Genomic DNA, 22679 nt, shown 5'->3' with positions numbered 1-22679 from the left:
TACGACACTTCCTGGGCAACCTTCCTTGCAAGTAAAAACTGCTTCGGAAGCATACGCTTAGTTTTTACGACACTTCCTGGGCAACCTTCCTTGTAAGTAAAAACTGCTTCGGAAGCATACGCTCTGCATATCAATGCTTATTATCATAAAGCAAGCACCGATCGGATGCAAAGAACCCTTGGCGCATCCGCCCCGCAACAATTTCTTGCATGCTGCCGTCTGGAGAATGAGAGAATATGTTTCAAACGGGGTAATATGTAGAACGAGGTGAAACGACATGAGGAAGACAGGGATTACTCTGCTGGGCATCATTTCACTTTCGGCAATGCTCCTAACTGGCCTATTGACCGGGCAGGCGTCGTCCGCTGCGGCTGCGCCGGCGGCAGAATGCCGGACGGACAATCACGGGTTGACTCTGACCGCGATGCCGGATACGGGCGATGCACGTTTTCAATCGATCCAATTTCTCAGCTCGAACATCGGACGAGCCGCCGGCAATGGTTTTATGATCGGCACTTCGGACGGGGGCTGCCACTGGCAGTCGATTTATTCCGGCGGCAAATACAGCTTTAGCCAAATTCAGTTTCTGACCAATTCGCTTGGCTATGTAATGGCGCAGACAAGAACCGATCAGCCGAACCTGCTGTTCCGTACAGCGGACGGCGGCGCCAGCTTCAAACAAATTCATACAGGCGCTTATGCTTTCGAACGGGTGAATTTCTTCTCGGAGAAGGTGGGGTTCGGCTATGCGCATGCCTTCACATTTAAAACGACAAACGGCGGGCAGACTTGGACCAAGGTGCCGACGCCGCCTAACACACGCTATGTTCATTTCATAACGACGAGTAAGGGATGGGCGATCGTCCTGCGCCCCGGGCAAGGCTATGAAATAAAGCGCACCGTAGACGGCGGGCATACATGGTCGAACAAGCTGACGGTAAAATCCGAGTCAGCCATAGGCGGAGCGATCTACGGCACGGACAGCTCGGACGTGTGGGTGGTGCTTCTCGGAGGCTCCGGTATGTCTCAAACCTCTTACTCCCTCTTTCATACGAAGGATGGAGGGACGAACTGGAAACAGCTCGTGTCAAACTCTACCGCCGGCGGAGGTCCTGCTCCGGGGGCTGAGATCGAGGGTCTGAACGGGCCTGTCGGCTACCCTGAGGACATGCAGGTCATTGGCCGTCAAGCCGCGTATTTGGCCGCCTCATCCGGAGCTTATGAGAAAGTGTCGATTGGCCGGTCACTTGACGACGGCGCAACCTTCAAGGTGGTCTCTGGCGTAACGGGCTATGGCGGGAAACTCTCGTTCACTTCACCTAAGCGGGGCTGGATTGCGATCACCAGCATCTCGTATTCGGCAATTTACTCGACGGATGACGGCGGCATCACATGGACGAAGAAATTTTCCATTCCCGAGAAAGACTAACCGCAGCCGTGTGCACGGGCTTGCGTTAACCCTGACATCGCGTATGGTTCATTTATCGGCTTGCATTAACCCTGACACCGCGCATGGCATTTAGCGAGACGCTCTGTCCCATATTCTAAAAAAGCGATCCCCCGGCAGCCGACTGCCGGGGGATTTCTTAGCATAAACGTTTGGAAGGAAGGCTGCTCGCCTTTACCGGGAGAACAGGCCGCTTAAGCTCTCCGTGTTCCTGCAGATAAGCCTTCAAGTAAGCCCCCGTGTAAGACCCTGTCACAATCTATCACGTTATTCGTTTTGGTCTATTCATCGGACTGGTTGTTTTTCACAGCCTCTCGCCATTGTTCTTCCGTTCCTACAAAAAAAGTAAGTCTACTAGGTAACATTTCAGTTTGGCCATCGGGTCCAGATATACTGCCCCCTGAAGTGCCCTGCCCATGGATCATTGACACATCTGTCGGTAATTCAATTAGCCGACCATCTTGCTCAACATAATTTAAAATCAATGTCCCTGAAACGTTCTTGCTTGCAGTCATTACCTTTCCAGAAGGTGGAACCTCATAGATAATAGTACGGCCCTCTTTTTTTAAAGGAGGAAAACCGGGTTGTTCGAATGTAACCTCAACCCAGCCCGTAAACCCTTTTGGCAATAAGAATTTATAAGTAGGTTTCTCCGCAGATTTGTTTAATAAAGCAAGGCCCACTGCCACAATGCAAACAGTTACGATCGCAATGAATAATAAAAGAACTAAATTAGAAAAACGCGCTTTTTTTATGTTAACCGATGGCCCTCCCTCGACAGAATCACTAATTAGCATCTCGAAATACAATTTTCTTTAGGTTCGGACCAGCTGCTGCATCCGGGACTATCCTAATCCCGAAATAAACCCGTGACTTGTTTAAAAGGACCGTCATCATTCCCACTTGATATTGGCCAGCCGTTCGAGCGAACTGATGTTCCCTATTTTACCATACACATACAGAAAATTGTTACCTTTTTTACGGGATTATTGTTGATTTCACATTTCCGATGAAGCGCCTATATTCCATACAGATGCCTAATGGAGGAATTGTCTAACAAATGTATTAAAAAACCTTTTGACAATGATAATGAGAATTACTATCATTGTAATGAGAAGGATTTTCACATACCTCGGAGAGGTCGGTACGGACTGATGAAGAAAATCAAATACTGCTGCAAAAACTTGAAAAACGGCTCCAAGAAAGTTTATAAATCACTTAAAAATGAATTTCCTGAGATCAAGCAAAAGAAGAAGGATTGCCTCGGCAGCTGCAAGCTATGCTCGAAGCAATGCTTTGTCTTGATTGGTAAGTCTGAGGTTATCGTCGCGCCGAGTGCGGACGTTTTGTATAAGAAGCTCAAGCATCGGATAGGCTAAACGCATAAATTATGGTACGATATAGAAAATTATCATTGAAAGGGGGGTGCGGCCGATGATGAACGATTCGCTCAGCCAAGCCTTAAACGACCAATTGAATTTCGAGCTGTACTCCGCTCATGTGTACTTGGCTATCGCCGCTTACTGCTCGGGTGAAAGCCTCGACGGCTTCGCTAATTTCTTTATCGTGCAGGCAGAAGAAGAACGGTTTCACGGCATGAAGATCTATAAGTATTTGAATGACCGCGGTGTGCGCGTGACACTTTCCGGTATGGGAGACCCGAATAACGAATACAGCTCCATTCTTGACGCCTTCCAGCATGCTTACGAGCATGAACAAGAGGTCACGAAGCGCATTTATCATTTGTCCGATCTGGCCATGAACGACCGGGAGCATGCGACCATTCAATTTCTCAAATGGTTCATCGACGAGCAGGTGGAAGAAGAGGCCATGTTCGACAGCATCATTAATAAGCTGAAGCGGATCGAACACGACAGCAACGCCTTCTTCATGATGGACAACGAATTCGCGCAGCGTACATTTACACCGCCTGCCGCCGGATAACAGCGCAACAGCTTTTAAGCGCAAGAAATTCATCTGCAACGCGTATATATTCGATCCTCCGTTCAATACAGCAAGAGGGTGCCCGCCGGTCATGTTGACCAATCGGGCACCCTCTTATTATGTTTTCCGCCTATCCTCGTTTTCCCCTCAGCCCCTGTTATGACGCTGCCGACAGCAAACCAAGCCGACAGCAGCAGAACCCACACCCTCCACTTGTTATTCATTCTTCGTTTACGTTCCATTACAGAAATCCCCCACTCAATCAGATACGTACTGTATCAATTTTAGAGTAAAGGAAAATTCAAACAAGTGACTGGCGTCAAAGCTTCCTATGACTGCAGTCATCCGGAAGTGTATCCACCCCAAGAGAACATCAATCCCCGTCTTCCGACATAAATTGGTGGGCTTGTTGTTTATACTATACAGGTTACCGTTAAGGGGAGAGTAAACAATTTCCACCGGAAATATTGCAACATGTTCACCTTAATCCACATCTATAATAGTGAACGCCAGGTGAAACTACTAAGGAGTGATACGCATGAAGTCAATTGGTAAGCTCGTGCTGGTTTGGATCGCGGTTCTCCTCATTGCGGCGGTTGCGGGCGGCTGTGCATCCAGCGGCGATACCGCAGACAAGACAGCGGGCCAGCCCACGCAAGGCGGCGGGAACGGTAAGGTCAACGATCCGGACAAAACCAACCAAACGGATGGCGCAGTTAATTCGGGGGATAAAAACACCGGGGCGGAGAATTCCGGCAAAGACAAAGAGGGACAGCCCAAGATAGTCGCAGAAAACAAGGCGTTCCGCGTTTATTCGCCTGCTCCGAACAGCGAAATCGACGGTCCCTTCGTGGTGAAAGGCCAAGCCAGGGTGTTCGAGGCCGCATTCAGCTATTCGTTCGAAGACGGTCACAATATATTGGCTGAAGGGCATACGATGGCTGATATGGGAGCGCCTGAATGGGGGAACTTCGAATTTACCGTTACTTTCAAGGAGCAGCCGACAAGTCCCACCGGTGTGCTGACTATATTTGAAATAAGCGCTGAAGACGGAAGGCCGATAAACGTACTTCACATCCCGCTCAAATTCGACAAGAAGCTGCTCAAGCAGGTGGGTTAGAAAAATCCGTTCTTTCTCAGCATGAACATTGAATATTGATTCGGGCTTTCCTTCGCGGAGGGCTCTTTTTTATGAAGACTAAGTTAATCTTATGTTGTTGATTTTCTTATATTAAGATTTGCTTTATTCAATTATTGAAGGAAAAAAGCGTTAAAAACCTTGTTCAGAGAAGTCTTGACATTAGATCCCAATTTAATTATTATCTAATTAGATTAGTATCTAATTATATGGAGGAACATTATGTCTGAACAAATTGCAAATGCACTGTCCAAAAACGAAAAGCTGAAGAAATCTGTACTTCGAAATTTTTTCACCGAGCAAGGCATCATAAAGCATCTTCCGTCACAATTGAAAAAAAAGTTAATAGTACTTGAGCACCTTGCGAACCAGCTTAATGCCAATAAAAAGTACACGGAAAAAGAAATAAATGAATTCATTAAACCGCTGAACGAAGACTACGCTACGATACGCAGGGAACTTTTTATACACAAATTTGTGAATCGAAATAACGACATATACGAAGTGAATGAACCTGGTGATTGGCGGGATTGGAAAACTCTCAATTAGGAGCTTTGATCAACGCCGATAATTAATCGTAAGTCTTCTTCCTGAAAGGGCATTCGACTATTATTTGCTTACTTAAAAAAACCTTCCCAAAGGAAGGTTTTAAAAATAAGTTTATTAACCTGGATGTCCGATTTGTTTATCCTAATCTTCCTTGGAAACTTCACTGTATTTTTTAAAATTATCCAGAAACGCCTGCCAGCCTGCTTTTTGCTGCTCAACGGGGTGGGTCTCTTCTGCTTCAAAATCTTCAATCACCCTAGTGTCGCTTTCTTGACTAATAAAAGTGACCGTGACTTTTCTTCCATCTCCAAGGGTGTAAGAAATAAATTCGTTTACTCTGATTTCATCATAAACTCCACCAAAATCGAACCCAAAGCTTCCATCCTTTGCTTCCATTCTAGTAAGAAATTTTCCGCCGACCCTTAAATCATTTTCCGCCTTTGGTGCATGCCAGTCATCAGAAGCAAAAGACCATTTTGTTATATGCTGCGGTTCTGTCCAATATTCCCACACTTGTTCAACTGGCGCATGAACTGTGGTTTCTACCGTTATTGTTACTTTATTACCTGTTTCCATTATAGTTACCGCCTCACTATATTAGATTTGGGTTTATCGTTAATTATACCATTAAACTGGAAACCCTATCAATCATAAGTTCCATAGTGACCGCAAACAATGAAGTTGAAACATAGCCTTTATGAAAAGTTATGTATCCTTCATAAACGGGCGAAAGAACGAGAAAATACAAGCATTCGTTTTCAGAAAATGCTCTCGGTCCCGGCAGCTGCAACAAATCAAAAAAGGCGAACATTTGTTTTTACCGTTTGACCCTTCCACGCGGTGACTGCTACGATAAATGCGTTTTCACCTTTCTGTGGAGGTAATGTCCTATGAGAATACCGGACTGGGTTATATTCTTTGTAAAACAATTCAGCCGATCTAAAGCGGCGTTTGTGCTTGTAGTGCTGTTAAGCGTAATTGCCGCAATATGCGGAGCGGCTGCCCCGCTGCTGATCGGCCGGTTAATGGACGAAATAACCCTTCACGGAGGCAAAGGCATGGCCCGGACCTCTCTGTTATTACTCAGCGCCTTGCTGCTGTCGGAGCTGTGTTTTTCGGTTCGGTCATACGTATCGGCTAAGACGATGATTAAGCTATCCTACTCGCTGACCGAGGAAATACTGGCGGCCGTGCTCCGCACCTCCTCCGTTTTTTTCACCAAAACACCAAGAGGACAACTCCTTCAGCGCTGCACGCAGGATACAAGGGCCATCCAGCAGTTCGGTTTGTCTACACTTCCCGGCTTCGTCCAGGAACTTCTGCTCGCCTGTGCGGCGATGGCGGTCATCTTTCGCTGGAATTGGGTGCTTTCAGTGGTTCTGTTGACGGCTTACGTTGTTCTCTTTATTCCAGTGCAGCTCTATGGACGAAAACGCAGCATCGCCAGAAAAGAGCTGGTTGCGCACGACGCCCGTCTGCGGCAGAGCCTGCTGGAAAAGCTTGAGGCCCTTAAGCAGATCAAGCTGTACGGCACCGAGCGGAGGGCTCTCGCGGACGTTGCAGACGATCAGGCTAAATGGGCAGACCTCACCTACCGGGAAGGCATCGCTCAGAGCTTATATAAGACATTTCCGCGGATTCCCGATTCCTTGGCTCCGGCATTCGTCTTTCTGTTCGCCGGTTGGCAGATGGCAGCAGGACAGGCTTCGCTCGGACAGCTTGTGACGATTATCGCCTACATCCCGGCGCTGAACGCGCCGGTTCGCTCATTCTTCGAGCTATATGTGAGCTTTGCGGATATCAAGGTGCGGATACAGGGAATCAGGGAATATTTGCAGCTGCCGACTGAGCCCGGCATAGAAGGAGGCTTACGTAAGCCGTCTGATTACCTGGGGCAACCGATCATATTTGAGGGTGTCCATGCGGCAGGGGAACGCGGTGAGTTACTTCGCAATCTAAGCTTCACCGTTGCACCGGGCGAGCATGTAGCCATTGTTGGGCCGAGCGGTGCCGGGAAAAGCACGCTGCTGAAGCTGCTCCTCCGGCTGCACGAGCCATCCGGGGGCAACATCAGGATCGGCGGGATTCCGATCCGTGAGCTGGATGCGACGCATTTGCGAAACCGTGTCGGATATGTAATGCAGGAGGGTATTTGGTTCCGGAATACCCTTTATCGCAATTTAACTTATTTAGGGGGAGCGGATAAGCCGGTGCTGGATATGTGGATGAAAGCATTCGGGGCGGAGGATATTATTTCGCAGCTTCCCTTGGGCTATGATTCAGAGATCGGCCCGAGCGGCAATCGCCTTTCCGGGGGACAGCGGCAGCTGCTTGGACTGGTCCGTACGATGGTGAAGAAACCGGACATACTGCTGCTCGATGAAGCTACCTCCTCGCTTGACCAGAAGAGTGAAACCGGCGTATATAGCGCGCTGAATACATATGCAAACGGAATTACCCGGATCAATGTCACCCACCGCTTGAGAGGAGCTGTCATGGCCGACCGGATCCTCGTGTTGAACGAAGGCGAGCTTGTCGAACAGGGTACCCATGGAGAGCTTATGAGCCTTCAAGGTCTGTACGCCAAGCTGTGGCAAGAGGAAAGTATGCAGAGAGATTACGAAGCGGAGGGATACGATAGTCATGAGTTTAAGCTTGCACCCGTCGCCCGATAAACAGCAAAGTGCAGGTACCTATGTCAGAAGGCATCTTGCGCCGCATTGGAAAAATTTTTCTTTAATTGTAATGAAAAATATAGTCGGCAGCCTCCTGTTCATGACACCCCCCTTCTTGACCAAATACATTCTTGAGAGCGTGCTCCCCCAGCGCAATTGGAATCTGCTGGTCATCGTTACCGTATGCATGGTGCTCGCGCCGATAATAGGGAGCATGATGATTTTATTTGAGAATATTTGGGGACGATTCATCATTCGGCTTGCCGGTGCTGGACGGGCGGATTTGTACAACGGTATCCAGCATCAGCCGCTTAGCGTACTCAATAATAACCGGGCCGGCGATCTGCTGACGCGCATGCTGGATGATACACGCTCTATCACGCATATGGTGAACGGGCAGCTCGGCTTTATGCTGTTTCATGTAGTGACCATTACAGCGGGGGCCGCGATTCTACTTTTTCTTCAGCCGGCTTTAGCGGCCGTCGTTCTCATCCTATGGGCGGGACAAGCGGTACTTATGACGATTCTGGGCCGCCAGGTGAAGCGGAGAGCGGCCGCTGCGGCCCGCCATAATTCGCTTGTGTCTGAGATGGTGCGTGAGCTGGTATCCGGTGCCGCCCTCATCAAAGCCGCGGGGCAGGAATCCCTTGCTGCGGGGAATGTCCGGGACTGTCTTCGCCAGGAATGGAACCATACCAGACGCGGGGTACTCGCCGATCACCGGGTTCGCATGATTCAAGGCTCTTTGAACGCATGCTTTATGGTCCTTATGTATACGGCAGGCGGATGGTTAGCGCTAAACGGCAAAATAACGATTGGTTCGCTCGTCGCATTCGTCGCCGTGTATAATTGGCTGCGGCCGTTCGGCATTTATCTGATTGAAATGGTATTGGACCTGGTGAAAGTATTACCTTCTGTTGACCGGGTGGCGGACATTGTATTTCCCGTGCCGCCTGCAGGCGGGGGCGCTGTACCGAAAGGGCCATTAACACTCGAGGCTCAGCGTGTTTCCTACCGTTACGATAATCGGTTGGCGCTTGACGACGTCAGCTTTCGCCTCGTTCCAGGCTCGATTGTGACTATTGCCGGACATCGGGGTTCGGGTAAATCGACGCTCGCCGATTTGCTCCTGAGGCTTATTGAACCCGCTTCCGGCATTATCAGCTTGAACGGTATCCCCTTTGGCCAAATAGATCAATCGTGGCTAAGACGTCACGTGCTTTGCGTTACTCAGGATGTCATGCTGCATAGCGGCACCATCCTGGATAATATCGTATACGGCTTCGAGGATTACGAGATTGAAGCCGTAATGGAAGCAGTCCGAAGCGCGGAGTTGGAGGAGTGGATTTCCCGCCTTCCTGAAGGGTTGTCCACGCACGTTGGAGAGCAAGCCCTGCAGATCTCCGGTGGAGAACGGCAGCGGATCAGCATCGCACGGGCGCTGCTTCGCAAGCCGGCGATGCTCATTATGGATGAAGCGACGTCGTCTCTTGATCAAGGAACCGAACGGAGACTGCTTGACCGATTGATCGGTAAACTTAAGGGTACGACTTTGATCTTCATCACCCATCGCCTTGATGTCGCTCTGCGATCGGACGAGGTACTGGTGATGCACGAAGGCCGCCTGTTGGAGAGAGGCACTCATACGGAACTGGTTTCACGGCCTGGTATCTACCGGGAGTTGTGGTCGGAACAGGAAACGCCGCTGAAATTCCAGCACAATGATCAGCTTCGGAAGACAAGGCAGTCAGGCTAGTCTCTTCTCCTGACTGCTTTTTTTATTCCAAGTAAAACACCAGTACTAACCAACCCCGTAACAACAAATGCGATTCCATAAAACATCACTCCGAACACCTGGGCTAAACCATCGCTGACATAAGAAAACCACCACGCCCCAGCAATACCGTATAACAGAAGCGCCACACCTATTGATAGGAGCAATGATTTACGCATCGAATTCGTGTTTCGAAAATGTAAAATTGTGCAGATCATGACCGCTATGAACACAACGCCCATGACGCCAAAGTGTAACAAAGTTTCTATGTCGACATCTCTCATGAAGGACACCTCATTAGTTGGAATTGTTTAACTCATTCAGATGATTCAATGCTTCTTCTTTATCGACGGAACTGTACCAACGATAATCTTGGTCATCTAATATTCGATAATGCTGACTAATCAGATTTTGCTGCAAGCGGTAATGGCCCTTTTTGCCGATTTCTTTCCACCAAATTTTACCTCCCATTGTTTTTTCCTTGGGACTTACTACAGCTTCATGAGCAATAGTCGTAATTACCTCCAACGGGTCGTCACCTAATGCGGCTTGTAATATTTCGCTATTTCTGAATAAAGAACAGACAGCAACGGCATTGGTCCAGCCTGCGGAAGTTCTCCCCTTCTCGATTTGAACAAGCGTTTTCTTCGAGATACCAAGGAGCTCAGCCATTTTATCCTGGGTGTAATCTTGTTCAGTTCGAACAAGTTTAACTTTATTCGAAATAAGATCGATCATTTTCTCTTTGTCCATAACCATAACCATCACCCCTGTCGGATTTGTTACCTTTCGCGCTTTAAGTGTATTTTTACACATTTAATGTTATTTGGCAATCCTCTCCCGTGCTGAAATAATTGGAAAACGCTATCCACAAAACAGTTATTTACCAGCGATCACAAAGACCCGGGTGTATTCTTAAAGAAAACCCTGTATGCTATAATACCTCCGTACAATGGACAATGGGGATGGGAGAGAGGTTATGCAAATCAGGCAGTTGTTTCACGGTCATCCACAGGCCGGACGATCATTGCGCCGCACACTTGTCATCTACATTATAATCGGATGCCTGCTACCGCTCGTGCTGCTCTCCTTTATGACTTATTCATCCATATACTCCATACTGGAAAATAAAATCCAGAGCGGGATCAACGCCAGCTTGAAGCAGGAAGCCGCCAGTCTCGAGAATACAATCAACAATCTCGATTTTGCGTCCAAGCAGTTTGCGCTTGACGGTCAAATCGTGGATGAAGTCTCGGCTTTCCTGCAGGAGAAGCAAATTTATAAGAAATCGCAGATTATGGAGAGCATTAACAAGAAAATCACTCTGGTTAATTTTACGAACCCTTATCTGGGGGTAACCGCCTATATTATGCCGGAAGCCGCGGATCCGGTTCTGTTTACGAATTTCAGCATAGGCCGCGGCTTAGATATCGGCAAGCTTCCACCGTTTATGAATTATAACGGGGCCTCGTATTACGGCCCCCATAAGACGATGTACAGCGGCAGCGACAATATCGTGTTCTCGTCGACGCGGATTGTCCGCACGCCGGACGAGCGTAAGCTCTATGTTTACCTGGAGACCAACTACAACTTGTTCCGCAATATATTGAACCAGGAGTCTTATGGCATGAAAGTGTCCCATCTTTTGGTTAACGAACATAGCCAGATCGCTTTTGTGGAGGATAAGGATACGCCGGCGGACATTCAGACGACAAAGTGGTACGAAAGCTCACAAGTAAGCGGGGAATACGAAGGCTATCGCCTCTTCCGCTATACGAGCCCTCAAGGCTGGCAGCTCATAACTGCGGTCCAAAACTCGACCTTCAACAGCGAAATTTATTTGTGGCTCAAGCGAATCGCGATTTTGGCCTTCGGTACGCTGGTGTTCGCTCTATTGCTGGCGCTCTTTATCTGGAAGCAGGTCTACCGGCCGCTGCGCAAAGTAAACGTGGAGATCGTGCGGATGGCGGAGAACCGGGAGATGCCCGTTGCCTTCACGAATGTGGAGGAATTCGACCTGCTCCTTGGCAACTTTCAGGACATGAAGACGAAGATTAATGAACTGATCAATGCCGTGGAGCATAACGAGAAGCAGAAGAGCCGGCTTGAAATCGAGAAGCTGCTCAGCCAGATCAACCCCCATTTCCTTCACAATACGCTCAATACCGTGCAGTGGATGGCGCGGATGAACGGCCAGAAGGAAATCGACAAGCTGGTGACTCTGCTCGTCAAGGTGCTTCAGTACAATCTGGGCAAGCAAAGCATTATTGTAACGGTTCAACAGGAAATTGACGCGCTGCAAAACTACATGGAGCTGCAGCGTATCCGCTACGATTATGAATTCGAGTTCAATTTATATGTGGATGATGATGTGCGCGGACTGGCCATCCCCCGTTTCCTGCTGCAGCCGCTCGTCGAGAATGCGATCTACCACGGTACAGGCGAAAGGCAGGGACGCGTCGACATTACGATTCGTTCATCAGGGGCGAATACGGTACTGCTTAAGGTCGAGGATAACGGTTCAGGTCTGGACCCTCAGACGTTCGAGCAGATGCTGACGGAAGATGGCGATGCCTCGCGGCGCGGGCTTGGTATTGGTCTGTCGTATGTAAACAGACTGCTGAAGCGGTTTTTCGGCGAGCATGTGCAGATTCGCCTGGAAGGGTTGGCGGATGTGGGAACGGCGCTCACCATTGAGATTCCGAAGAAAACGAAGGAGGATTTCAATGATTAAGGCAATTGTTGTCGATGACGAGAAGCTGGTTCGCAAAGGGTTTATTTCCATGATCGATTGGGCTACCTACGGAATCGTAATCGTCGGCGAAGCAGCAGATGGCAAGGCAGCACTGGAGCTTCTGTCTCAAAGCGAGGCCGACCTGCTGTTCACGGATATTACGATGCCCGGATTATCGGGCTTCGATCTGATCAAGCAGGTACGGCAGCGCTATCCGCGCATGCATTCCGTCGTACTGACCTGCCACCATGAATTCGATTATGTCCATGAAGCTCTGCGGCTCGGAGCGATTGATTATATCGTAAAGACACTGCTCGAGATGGATAATCTCGATCAAGTAATGCACCGTATCGTCGAGCGAATAAGGTGGGAGGAAAGCAGCCGTTCCGGCTATTCGGCGAGCACGGGACAGGAGCCGGCCGCGGCTTCATCCGCGCTGCTGTTCTTCCCAATCTCTGCAGGCGAAGAGAGCAGCGAGCTGTTCCGGCTTCCCCTTGCGCAGCGGAATCCGCTCATTTCATTAAACGGCATGTGGATGGCCCCGCTAACACACACACCGTCGCGTGAAGAATTGAAACGGGAGCTTGGCGGCGGAGCCTCGAGCCACTGGCAGGCGGCGCTTATAACGGGGCTGACTGATAAGCCGCTGGAGGTTATCAAGCGAACGCTCGCTGCCAAACTCGGACGGTATCTGTTCTATGAATCCGCGCAATCGCCCTATATCGTATCTGTTACTTATGAAGAGCTTGAAGGGATGCCGGAACCTTCCGGAGCGGACACCGAAGCCGCTTTCAGCCATTGGCATTCGCTGAAGTGGGCCTTCTATGCCGAGGAATGGGACGCCTTCATCCGGAAGGTAAGGCAGCTCCAGCCGGAGCCTGCGCGGATTGTCAATTTTGCCGCTGCGCTCCGGAAGGACTGGGGCGAACTGTTCCGGTTGGAGGACGAGGATGCGGGGTTTACCATATCCCACGGACGGAGCCGGACCTGGAGCGAGTGGAAGAACGATTTCCGCCGGTTCTCCGATCTCGTGCAGCGGAGGATGGTCGAGCTATCCTTTTCAAAGGACGTCATGCTGAGTCTCGTCCGCGCGGTCCAATTCATGAGGCGCGAGTCCGGGAGCAAAATCAATCAAAACGATGTTGCCCATCATATCAATATGAGCCGCAGTTATTTCAGTCAATGCTTTGCCAAATTTGCCGGGGAGTCGTTCGGAGAGATGCTTCGTAATATGCGGATTGAGCGGGCAAAGTCCCTGCTGCTGGAAACGGGTGTGCCCGTATATGAAATCGCTTCGCTTGCCGGTTTTGAGGATGACAAATATTTCAGCCGCGTCTTTCGTGAACATGTCGGCAAACTGCCGACCGAATACCGGGCTGATGGTGGGAAAACGGTTTAACCCGCTATGAATTCGGTTCGATAATTGCAGACGTCCCCAAGCGAACACGAGTCGGTTTTCCCTCCTGCACAGCATGTCTGCCCGGTTATACTGAAAGCGTAACCAATAATTACAACAAAAGAAACGGGGGAATACCATGAAAGCGAAACTGCTTCTACTCACGCTGGCTTTCTCATTAGTGCTCAGCGCCTGCAGCAGCGTAAACAAAGGTTCGTCATCCGACGAAAAGTCGAATAACGGCAGTGCCGCGAATACGCAATCCAATTCCGGCGGCGGTACTACGAAACCGTCCGATGAAGATTTGGCCTACGAGAAATACAAAGATCCCGTGACGCTGACCATCGGCTTCAAAATTCCCGATGACAAGCTGGCGGACGGCGACACAAACGATAACAACATAGCCTCGCGTTATTTTGAAAGCCTCACAAACATTAAGGTCGTTCACTCCTGGGAAGCGAAGGGCGATGACGCATTCAAGCAGAAGGTTAACCTCGCGATCGCCAGCAATGACCTGCCTGATGCAATGGTCGTCGACCGCAATCAGCTGCGTAAGCTCATCGATAACGACATGCTGGAAGATTTAACGGATGTCTATGACCAATACGGCTCCAAGCTGGTGAAGGACATTTACGCCTCCACCAAAGGCATGGCTCTGCAGGACGCAACCTCTGACGGCAAGCTGTACGGGCTGCCGAACGTGGCGATCGAAGCCGATGCTCCGTCACTCCTATGGGTGCGCCAGGACTGGCTCGACAAATTGAAGCTTCAAGCGCCGAAGACGATCGATGACATCGAGAAAATCGCGCAAGCGTTCGTCGATCAGGACCCTGACGGCAACAACAAGAAGGATACGCTTGGCTTGACGGGCGACAAGCAGGTCGTTTACGGACAGAAACCGAACCCGAACGGCTTTGACTCCATCTTCGGCTCTTACCATGCTTTTCCGAAAAACTGGATCAAAGACGCAAACGGCAATGTCGTCTACGGCTCGGTCACACCCGAGAACAAAGAAGCGCTTGCCAAGCTGGCTGATTGGTACAAACGCGGCCTGATCGACCAGCAGTTCGCGCTGTACAAAGAAACGCAGGAGCCGATTGTTGCCAACAAAACAGGCTTGTTCTTCGGTCCTTGGTGGATGCCGTATTGGCCGCTGGCTGATTCTGTAACGAATGACACGAAAGCCGATTGGCACGCTTACGCGGTGCCGACTGATAAAGACGGCAAATTTGTAACCCACATGGCCCCTGTGACGGACCGATATATCGTGGTGCGCAAAGGATATGAGCATCCCGAAGCTGCTGTAAAAATGCTTAATGTATTCACCCGCTACGAAAGACGGCAGGATCCGAACACGGCGGAAGTGAAAAAGCTCGATGATTACGCTGTAGCTACCGGCGTTCACATCCGCAACTACTATCCGTTCGACCTGCTGCTTGACTACTCCGACGCCGTTGTGAAGCGTTATGAGGCGGTTCAAAAGGCGTTAAAAGGCGAAGTCGACCCGGCGACATTCGATCCGGACACGAAGCAGGTGTATGATTTCTCCGTTATAGAGAAAGAAAATCCAAAGAAAAACATGGATGCTTGGAAGCCGGCAATCGCTTATGCCCAAGGCGGAAGAATTCTCGCAACCGAGCCTATGGATAAAGTCTACAGCGTCTTCTACGGCACGACCCGCACGATGGAAACGAAGTGGGCGACGCTCGAGAAGCTCGAGAACGAGACGTTCTTGAAAATAATCGTAGGCGATCTGCCTGTCAGCGCCTTCGACGATTTCACAGCACAGTGGAAGAAGCTCGGCGGTGATCAAATCACAGCCGAAGTGACCGATATCGTGAACAAGAAATAAACAGAGTATCAGCGGGCTCCCGGCAGCATAACGCTGGGGGCCCCTCCTTTTTCCATTGCTTACAAATTCGATAAAAAGCGGTGAAAACCATGAAAATAAGAAAGAATGCGATTCATTATAATGTCATGGTACTTCCCGGTATCATCTTCCTTATACTGTTCAGCATTGTGCCGATGTTTTATGCGGTGATGGCTTTTCAGAATTTCAAGCCGGGCAGGGGCATCTGGGGCTCGGAATGGGTCGGGCTGGAAAACTTTAGTTATTTGTTCATGCTTCCCGACAGCAGACTGATCTTCTTCAACACGGTCTTTCTCGCGGTCATGAAAATCATTGCCAACCTTATTATCCCGCTCGTATTCGCGCTGCTGCTGAATGAGGTCCGGCAGCGATTTATGCGCAAGACCATCCAAACCATTGTCTATTTGCCGCACTTTCTCTCCTGGGTGCTGCTTGCGACTATATTTTTCGACGTGTTCTCACTCGACGGTATGGTCAATAAACTATTCGGGCTGTTCGGCGTCGATCCCATTCTCTTCTATGCCAGTAACAAATGGTTTCCCGGGATCATCATCGCAACTGATGTGTGGAAGGAATTCGGCTTTAACGCCATCGTCTATTTGGCCGCCTTAACCGGCATCAATCCAGTGCTGTACGAAGCTGCGGATATCGACGGGGCGAGCCGCTTCCGCCAGCTGTGGCACGTTACGCTGCCCGGCGTGCGCACCACGGTCGTGCTGCTTGGAACGCTGGCACTGGGCAACGTCATGAATGCGAATTTCGATCAAATTTTCAATATGTACAACCCTCTCGTTTATCAATCGTCCGATATTATCGACACTTACGTGTACCGGGTCGGCCTCAATGATCTTCAATACAGCCTGGCAACCGCAGTCGGCCTGCTGAAATCGGTCGTCAGCTTTATTCTCGTCGTCGTTTCCTATTTCATGGCCAGCCGTTTTGCCAACTATCGCATTTTCTGATGAATGAGGTGAATTACTATGGTGGGAAGGACCAGTTTATCCAACAGAGTTATCGACGGAACGATACTTGCCGTGCTGATCCTGTTTACACTCGCATGTCTTATCCCGCTTCTGCATACCGTGGCCGTCTCGTTCAGCGATAAGACGGCGGCTGACGCCGGGAGAGTGGTGCTCACGCCGATCAAGGCGACGACGGCCAGCTACTCGAAGGTACTGGACGATACCCAATTCTTCAATGCATTCTTCATTTCAGTAAAGAGGGTGCTGTTTGGCGGATTGCTCAACTTTGCGCTTAACATCATGATGGCGTTCGCGCTGTCGAAGGAACCGAAGGAGTTCCGGATGCGCAACACATATATGTGGTTTTTGGTCTTCACCATGCTTTTTAGCGGCGGCATCGTGCCATGGTTTATGACGATCAAATCCTACGGCATGCTGGACTCGATGTGGGCACTCATTCTGCCCCATGCGGTGCAGGTGTTCAACGTCATCCTGCTCATGAACTTCTTCCGAAATTTGCCGAAGGAGCTGTCCGAAGCGGCGGAGATTGACGGGGCCGGACCCTGGTACATTATGCTCAGGCTGTTCGTTCCTCTGTCGCTGCCCGCAATCGCCACCGTAACGCTGTTCAGTATCGTGTTTCACTGGAACTCGTTCTTTGACGGCCTTATCCTGATGAACAGTCAGGACCATTACCCGCTGCAGACGTACATCCAGACACTGGTCGCCCAGCTTAGCGCCCAGGCGATGACGGCAATGTCGCCGGACCAGCTGGCAGAAGCGATGGCCGTCTCCAACCGCACGTTCAACGCGGCCAAGATCATCATCTCGATGATTCCGATACTGCTTATCTATCCGTTCATCCAACGTTTCTTTATTCACGGGATCACCCTTGGGTCGGTAAAAGAATAGGCGGCGTGCGAAATAGTGCACTAGTGACACTATTTCGCTCCCTGCACCTGCATTCGGCCGAATTAGTCGCACCCATGGCACTATTTCGCTCCTTTTAACCCGGGGCTGGCCGATAAAGGCAATGCCAAGTGGCCAGATCAACTATATAAAGAAAAATGAAGCCTCCAGCACCACTTATCACGTGGATGTGCCGGAGGCTTCAATTTTCTCATTCTCACGTATTCCGCACCGCCTCGCATAAGCGGATCATTCATGCGGATACACTTCCCGGGTTTCATGACCTGCCCTTCTCGAGGGAGAGGATCGGCAGGGACAAATCCCGTTCCTCGAAGAAATCATTCGGCAGCCGGCAAGGGGTAACGACAAACCGCGGCGGCGCTGCCAATCGCTCTTCCGCCACAACTACCGTTACATCGCCGTTCATGCTGCCGATCACGGCTCCGTCTTCAATTACAGCGCCTTCGCCGATTATCGCGCGGCATAACCACGCATTGCGCCCGATCCATGCTCCCGGCATAATTACACTTTCCCGGATATCGGCCCCTTGTCCAACAGCAACGTCACCGAATATAACCGACCGGTCTACGTCACCCTCGACCGAGCTTCCATGCTGAATGAATGAATTCCGGATTTCGGCCTTCGGGCATACATACGAGGCGAGCGTCTGCCTCGTGTCCCGCGATATAATCGGCCATGCTCCCTCGGGCTTGGCAGTTATTTCTGCAGCCGGAACAATGTCGCCGGCGATGAAATCCATATGTGCTTCCCACAGGCTGTCAACGGTGCCGACATCCCGCCAGTACCCTTCAAACGGGTGTACGCCCAAGCTTATGCCAAGCTGCAGCATGCGGGGGATGATATCTTTGGCGAAGTCGTGACTGGAGGACATGTCCCTGTGGTCTTCCACAAGAAGGGCCCGCAGATCCGCCCATCGGAACATATAGATACCCATCGATGCCAAATTGCTTTCCGGTCGCCGGGGCTTTTCCACAAAATCGAGGATTCGATCCGCTTCATCGGTATGAACAACACCAAATCGGCTCGCGTCCTTCCATGGAACCCGCTTGACCGCGACTGTTGCGGCGGCGCCGCTTGCGATATGCGTGTCCATCAGTTTTGTGTAATCCATTTGGTAAATATGATCTCCGGACAGCACCAGAATATGCTCGGGGTTGTAATGGTCGATGTAGTCGATATTCTGATAAATTGCGTCTGCGGTTCCCAGATATTCACCGCCCTCGGCCTTGCTTGACGGAAGCAGGGCAATGTCGGTCCGCTTCGCGCTTTCACTCTTGCGCCAAGCTTTCCCGTCTCCGATATGGCTGTGAAGCGATTCGGATTGATACTGGGTCAGTACTCCGATCGTTTCAATACCGGAATGTACGCAGTTGCTGAGCGTATAATCGATGATCCGGCAGCGACCGCCGAAAGGAACAGCCGGCTTGGCCAATTTGTTTGTAAGAGGCGCTAATCGACGGCCTTCTCCTCCAGCAAGCAACATGGCAATACAAGAATTAGCTTTCATCTCGGTTACCTCCCGGAGTCGAAATTTGCTAGGCTTATGCCTTCGCGTAACTCTATGTTGTATTAAATAAACGCTCCGGGATTAAATGAAACGATTTTAAAAATTTCCGTAATATTGGAAGAATTGTGCTTCAATCGCCTGCTGATCGGGTATTGTTCACGCACCGCAAACCTCTCATACACTACTTGATCGTCCGCCACAGGATGCGGTAACCGAACGGCTCCAGCTCCACATTTTGCTGCCCGTCCAACACCGGGACATGCACCCCGGTCAAGGCATCGTGCCAGTCGTTCGTATCCATTTTGTGCTGGAGGTAGGTATGATCCCCTGTATTGTTCATCCATATCGTAAAATGCTCTCGTTCGCCGAGCCGCTCGTAGATAATGCGGGAATCGCCCTCATCCGCCTTCAGGAAACGAAACCGGCCGCTGCGGAGAACGGAATGCTTCTTACGAAGGTTAATCAGCAGTTTATAGAAATCGAAGAGCTCCCGGTCCTGCCCTTCCATTTCCCAGACCATACAGGGACGGCACTCCGGATCGTTGCCGCCTTTAAGCCCGACTTCATCGCCATAGAAAATACACGGTGTGCCAATATAGGTGAGCAGAAAAACGACGGCCAGCTTTAGGCGGGGTTTATTCTCTCCGACGCGGGTTAATACTCGGGGCGTGTCATGGCTCGATAGGAGGTTGAATATCACCTCGCTTGTCTGCTGGGGGTAACACATAAGCAGGTGGTTAATCTGCTCGGCGAAAGTGCGGCCGTCGACTTCTTCCGAAGCGAAGAAGCTCATCGCTTTATCCGCAAAAGGGTAATTCATGACGGAATCGAATTGGTCTCCGAGCAGCCACATGAGCGAATTGCTCCAGACCTCGCCGATAATATACGCATCGGGTTTAACCGCCTTCACCGTTTGACGGAAATCCCGCCAGAAATGATGATCCACCTCATTCGCCACATCCAGCCGCCAGCCGTCGATGTCCGTTTCCCGGGTCCAGTACTCCGCCACATCAAGCAGATACTTCTTCACTACGGGGTTGGACGTTCTCAGCTTCGGCATATGGCCGTAGAATCCGAATGTATCGTAAGTCGCCACGCCGTCATTTACCCGGGCGGGAAAGGAGCGGACGTAGAACCAATCGGCGTACTGTGATTTCCTGCCGTTCTTAACTACGTCCTGGAAAGGCGGGAATTCCTCTCCCGTATGGTTAAACACGGCATCAAGCACGACGCGAATACTTCGGTTATGGCAAGCTTGAACAAGCTTTCTGAGCAGCTCCGTATTGCCAAAATGCGGATCAACCTTCCGGTAATCAACCGTATCGTATTTATGATAGGACGGCGACTCAAAGATCGGCGTTAAATATATTGCGGTCACGCCAAGCTCGCTCAAATGATCAAGCCGGTCTATTATTCCCTGCAAATCGCCGCCGAAAAAGTTATCGATTGCGGGAGGACTTCTCCATTCCGCGACGCCTTCCGGATCGATATCGGGATTTCCTTTAGCGAAACGGTCCGGCATTATTTGATAAAAGACCGCTTCCTTCGCCCATTCCGGCGCCGTGAAAATATCGATCTCGTGTATATAAGGGAACTCATAGTAGCCGCCCGCCGGATAAGGCTGCTCGGGATATAGTCCGGACTCCATCATATAGATGGTCTCATCGCCGCTTCTCAGCCGAAAGCCATAGGAAAAGCGCTTGTATTTCGGCTTGACTGCGGCTTCCCAGTAGTCGAAGAAATGGTCGGCAGCGACCTTTTCCATCGGTACATCCTCGTGACATCTATCCCAGTCGTATTTATCTCCGGTCACAGCCGTAATTTCCTCGACATCATTCCGTTTCGTCTGAACACGGAGATGAATCGTGTCCTTGTCATAGGCATAAGCCCAGTTGCTTCGCGGCGTATGGTGAAAGCATTCAGGAAACATAGCCCTCTCAACTCCTCTTTCCGGCAAGTACGCGTCCAAACGTCGCTTACTCAACATATACACCGGGACCATGCCTCCTGAATCTCAGGGCTGATTCAGCCATGGGTGCGTTCGGGTAAAACAGGACTAGCCTCACCTGGCGAATCCAATTGAAATTCGGAGGGATTTATATGCAAGAAATGAGACCGAGCATTCAAATTGTGACGACAGCCATGGATGCACTGCACGCGGTGCGCGAGTTGAACAAGCAAGGGTATAAGCAGGATGATATTTATGTTCTGGCACATGACAGCGACCAGACGAAATCGCTGGCCGATGCATCGAATGCCAATCGGATCGGCCCGTCGGAGGAAGGGGTCTTCACATCTCTGGCAAATGTATTCCGTTCCCGCGGTGACGAAATTCGCGCGAAGCTTCAGTCCATCGGACTTACCGACAGCGAGGCCGAACGTTATGAGGAGGAACTCGACCGCGGCCGTGTACTCGTTATTACGAATCTTCACTAACCCTATCGGCACACACGAATAGGCTGCAGCCCAAGGCGCAGCCTATTCGTCTTGTGTGCAAATATGCAAAAACACCTGCCTCCTGCAGCCGCAAAGATGCAAAAACCCGCTTGCCAAGGAGGCAGCCGCCCTAAGCGGAGAAGGGCTTAGTTTGATGCCGGACACGGCCGCGGGAGGACTTAAACCGTACAACAATTTGACGTATTAAGAAGGCAAGCAGTATTGAACCGGCCGCACAGAGAATAAATGCGGTTATTGTGCGGACCGTTACGGATCCGCCCGGGAACAAAACGTCCGCAATTATCTCCGTGAATCTCAGCACGCAAGCATGAGCGAGATAAGCGACATACGAATAAGTTCCGCACAGAGCGATTGTCCTTCGCAGGGAGGCCGGCGAAGTTTTGACAAAAATCATGGAAAAAACATAGACGGCAAGCACCGATACGATGAGATACACAGCCATATCGGGCCGCAGGAGCACCAAGCCGTCGTACCGGATGCCGAGGCTCGGAACCAGCTTGAAGGAAGAGACGGTAATATACAGCATCCCTGAAAGCAGAACCGCAAATAAGCCCATAATATAATAGCGGTAGCGCACAAGCCATTTGTGCCAGCTTTCCAAATGCAGGCCCGCTGCCGCGCCAAGCGCAAAGTAGAAAAAGTACATCAGCGCGTTCCGGTCCAGATAAGTGGTGAAAAACCCGGTCAGAAACGGAATGTCCAGCTGCGCCGCAGTTCGGTAAATCGTTCCTTTCAGACCCATTAGCAATAAATAAAGAATCCCCAGAAGCAGGATGGCCAGGGCGGTCTTATTGGCGGACGTTGGTTTTAATCGTTTAACTGCCTTCTGAAGAAGCGGAAAAAGCAAATACAGCTGAAAAATCATCACAATATACCAAAGGTGGTAGGATGCTTTTCCTGTCGCGATCATGGCTCCCAGCTTGGACAGCGAACCCGCTTCGAGCAGATTGAGCTGCTGAAACCCGACCGCGTATAAGACGGCCCAGGGCAAGTACGGCAGCACGATATCCTTCAACCGTTTGCGTATGAAGATGCTATACCGTATGTCTCCTTCGTAGTTATAAAACAGCACAAGTCCGGTAATGAACACAAATAACGGAACGGCGAACTTTGACAGCAGCAGGATCAGCCCGAGGAGCACCCCATCCTCAAGCCGCGCCTCAGGTACCGGGTAATAGTGGGCAATGGCGTGCTGCATGACGACTGCGAGAAACGCAAACCCCCGAAGCGTCTCGATTTCCTCTATTCTCGGTTTGCTCATGAGAACTCCTTTCACTTTTTGAATCCGAATGTCCC

21 protein-coding genes are annotated in these 22679 nt (G+C 50.4%); 13 read left to right on the top strand and 8 right to left on the bottom strand.

Annotated features, from left to right (window positions below):
- The first annotated feature begins 277 nt into the window (after window positions 1-277).
- Window positions 278-1429 (top strand): sialidase family protein, encoded by a 1152-nt coding sequence (locus KZ483_RS02695; protein ID WP_220351249.1) that lies wholly within the window; start codon window positions 278-280, stop codon window positions 1427-1429.
- 299 nt (window positions 1430-1728) lie between these two features.
- Here the strand turns inward: KZ483_RS02695 and KZ483_RS02690 are convergent, their stop codons facing one another.
- The gene (locus tag KZ483_RS02690; RefSeq protein ID WP_220351248.1) at window positions 1729-2244 is read right to left on the bottom strand and encodes a DUF6843 domain-containing protein; all 516 of its coding nucleotides are present in this window, start codon (window positions 2242-2244) and stop codon (window positions 1729-1731) included.
- A gap of 357 nt (window positions 2245-2601) precedes the next feature.
- On the opposite strand from KZ483_RS02690, the gene KZ483_RS02685 reads away from it, so the two are divergent.
- Window positions 2602-2826, top strand: coding sequence for a DUF1450 domain-containing protein (locus KZ483_RS02685; RefSeq protein WP_220351247.1), 225 nt, complete (start codon window positions 2602-2604; stop codon window positions 2824-2826).
- A gap of 58 nt (window positions 2827-2884) precedes the next feature.
- Window positions 2885-3391, top strand: a complete 507-nt coding sequence (locus tag KZ483_RS02680) for a ferritin (protein ID WP_309568670.1) — start codon at window positions 2885-2887, stop codon at window positions 3389-3391.
- An 89-nt stretch (window positions 3392-3480) separates the two neighbouring features.
- Here KZ483_RS02680 and KZ483_RS02675 read toward each other — a convergent pair whose 3' ends face one another.
- Window positions 3481-3633: a hypothetical protein gene (locus tag KZ483_RS02675; RefSeq protein ID WP_220351245.1), complete on the bottom strand. Its 153-nt coding sequence runs from the start codon at window positions 3631-3633 to the stop codon at window positions 3481-3483.
- 296 nt (window positions 3634-3929) lie between these two features.
- Between KZ483_RS02675 and KZ483_RS02670 the strand changes: the two genes are divergently transcribed.
- Window positions 3930-4511 (top strand): Gmad2 immunoglobulin-like domain-containing protein, encoded by a 582-nt coding sequence (locus tag KZ483_RS02670; protein WP_220351244.1) that lies wholly within the window; start codon window positions 3930-3932, stop codon window positions 4509-4511.
- 240 nt (window positions 4512-4751) lie between these two features.
- Window positions 4752-5078 (top strand): DUF2087 domain-containing protein, encoded by a 327-nt coding sequence (locus KZ483_RS02665; protein ID WP_220351243.1) that lies wholly within the window; start codon window positions 4752-4754, stop codon window positions 5076-5078.
- A gap of 141 nt (window positions 5079-5219) precedes the next feature.
- Here the strand turns inward: KZ483_RS02665 and KZ483_RS02660 are convergent, their stop codons facing one another.
- Complete coding sequence (locus tag KZ483_RS02660) at window positions 5220-5654, bottom strand: SRPBCC family protein (RefSeq protein WP_220351242.1); 435 nt, start codon at window positions 5652-5654, stop codon at window positions 5220-5222.
- 314 nt (window positions 5655-5968) lie between these two features.
- On the opposite strand from KZ483_RS02660, the gene KZ483_RS02655 reads away from it, so the two are divergent.
- Together KZ483_RS02655 and KZ483_RS02650 are read left to right on the top strand one after the other, a co-directional pair.
- Window positions 5969-7753, top strand: coding sequence for an ABC transporter ATP-binding protein (locus KZ483_RS02655; RefSeq protein ID WP_220351241.1), 1785 nt, complete (start codon window positions 5969-5971; stop codon window positions 7751-7753).
- Entirely contained in the window at window positions 7722-9509 is a 1788-nt protein-coding gene (locus KZ483_RS02650; RefSeq protein ID WP_220351240.1) for an ABC transporter ATP-binding protein, read from the top strand. Before KZ483_RS02655 ends, KZ483_RS02650 begins: the two co-directional genes overlap by 32 nt.
- Here the strand turns inward: KZ483_RS02650 and KZ483_RS02645 are convergent.
- The gene (locus tag KZ483_RS02645) at window positions 9506-9811 is read right to left on the bottom strand and encodes a hypothetical protein (RefSeq protein WP_220351239.1); all 306 of its coding nucleotides are present in this window, start codon (window positions 9809-9811) and stop codon (window positions 9506-9508) included. The genes KZ483_RS02650 and KZ483_RS02645 overlap by 4 nt on opposite strands.
- 13 nt (window positions 9812-9824) lie before the next feature.
- Entirely contained in the window at window positions 9825-10280 is a 456-nt protein-coding gene (locus KZ483_RS02640) for a helix-turn-helix transcriptional regulator (protein ID WP_220353219.1), read from the bottom strand.
- A gap of 226 nt (window positions 10281-10506) precedes the next feature.
- Between KZ483_RS02640 and KZ483_RS02635 the strand changes: the two genes are divergently transcribed.
- From KZ483_RS02635 to KZ483_RS02615, 5 genes are all read left to right on the top strand, one after another.
- Entirely contained in the window at window positions 10507-12261 is a 1755-nt protein-coding gene (locus KZ483_RS02635; RefSeq protein ID WP_220351238.1) for a sensor histidine kinase, read from the top strand.
- Window positions 12254-13660: a response regulator gene (locus KZ483_RS02630; protein ID WP_220351237.1), complete on the top strand. Its 1407-nt coding sequence runs from the start codon at window positions 12254-12256 to the stop codon at window positions 13658-13660. Before KZ483_RS02635 ends, KZ483_RS02630 begins: the two co-directional genes overlap by 8 nt.
- 136 nt (window positions 13661-13796) lie before the next feature.
- Window positions 13797-15509: an extracellular solute-binding protein gene (locus tag KZ483_RS02625; RefSeq protein WP_220351236.1), complete on the top strand. Its 1713-nt coding sequence runs from the start codon at window positions 13797-13799 to the stop codon at window positions 15507-15509.
- A gap of 89 nt (window positions 15510-15598) precedes the next feature.
- Window positions 15599-16489 (top strand): ABC transporter permease, encoded by an 891-nt coding sequence (locus KZ483_RS02620; protein WP_220351235.1) that lies wholly within the window; start codon window positions 15599-15601, stop codon window positions 16487-16489.
- 18 nt (window positions 16490-16507) lie between these two features.
- Window positions 16508-17401 carry a carbohydrate ABC transporter permease gene (locus tag KZ483_RS02615; RefSeq protein ID WP_220351234.1) on the top strand — a complete coding sequence of 298 codons (894 nt, stop codon included), beginning with the start codon at window positions 16508-16510 and terminating at the stop codon, window positions 17399-17401.
- 274 nt (window positions 17402-17675) lie between these two features.
- Here KZ483_RS02615 and KZ483_RS02610 read toward each other — a convergent pair whose 3' ends face one another.
- Entirely contained in the window at window positions 17676-18926 is a 1251-nt protein-coding gene (locus tag KZ483_RS02610; RefSeq protein ID WP_220351233.1) for a sugar phosphate nucleotidyltransferase, read from the bottom strand.
- Between the two features lie 181 nt (window positions 18927-19107).
- Window positions 19108-20856, bottom strand: a complete 1749-nt coding sequence (locus KZ483_RS02605) for an alpha-glycosidase (RefSeq protein WP_220351232.1) — start codon at window positions 20854-20856, stop codon at window positions 19108-19110.
- Between the two features lie 170 nt (window positions 20857-21026).
- Here KZ483_RS02605 and KZ483_RS02600 point away from each other — a divergent pair, with 170 nt between their 5' ends.
- Entirely contained in the window at window positions 21027-21362 is a 336-nt protein-coding gene (locus KZ483_RS02600; RefSeq protein ID WP_397376145.1) for a YflT domain-containing protein, read from the top strand.
- Window positions 21363-21492: 130 nt separating this feature from the next.
- On the opposite strand, the gene KZ483_RS02595 is transcribed toward KZ483_RS02600, so the two are convergent.
- Window positions 21493-22644 (bottom strand): acyltransferase, encoded by a 1152-nt coding sequence (locus tag KZ483_RS02595; RefSeq protein ID WP_220351231.1) that lies wholly within the window; start codon window positions 22642-22644, stop codon window positions 21493-21495.
- Window positions 22645-22679 lie beyond the last annotated feature (35 nt).

This window comes from Paenibacillus sp. sptzw28, from assembly GCF_019550795.1.
Taxonomy (GTDB): domain Bacteria; phylum Bacillota; class Bacilli; order Paenibacillales; family Paenibacillaceae; genus Paenibacillus_Z.
This window is presented reverse-complemented; position numbering and strand designations above follow the sequence as displayed.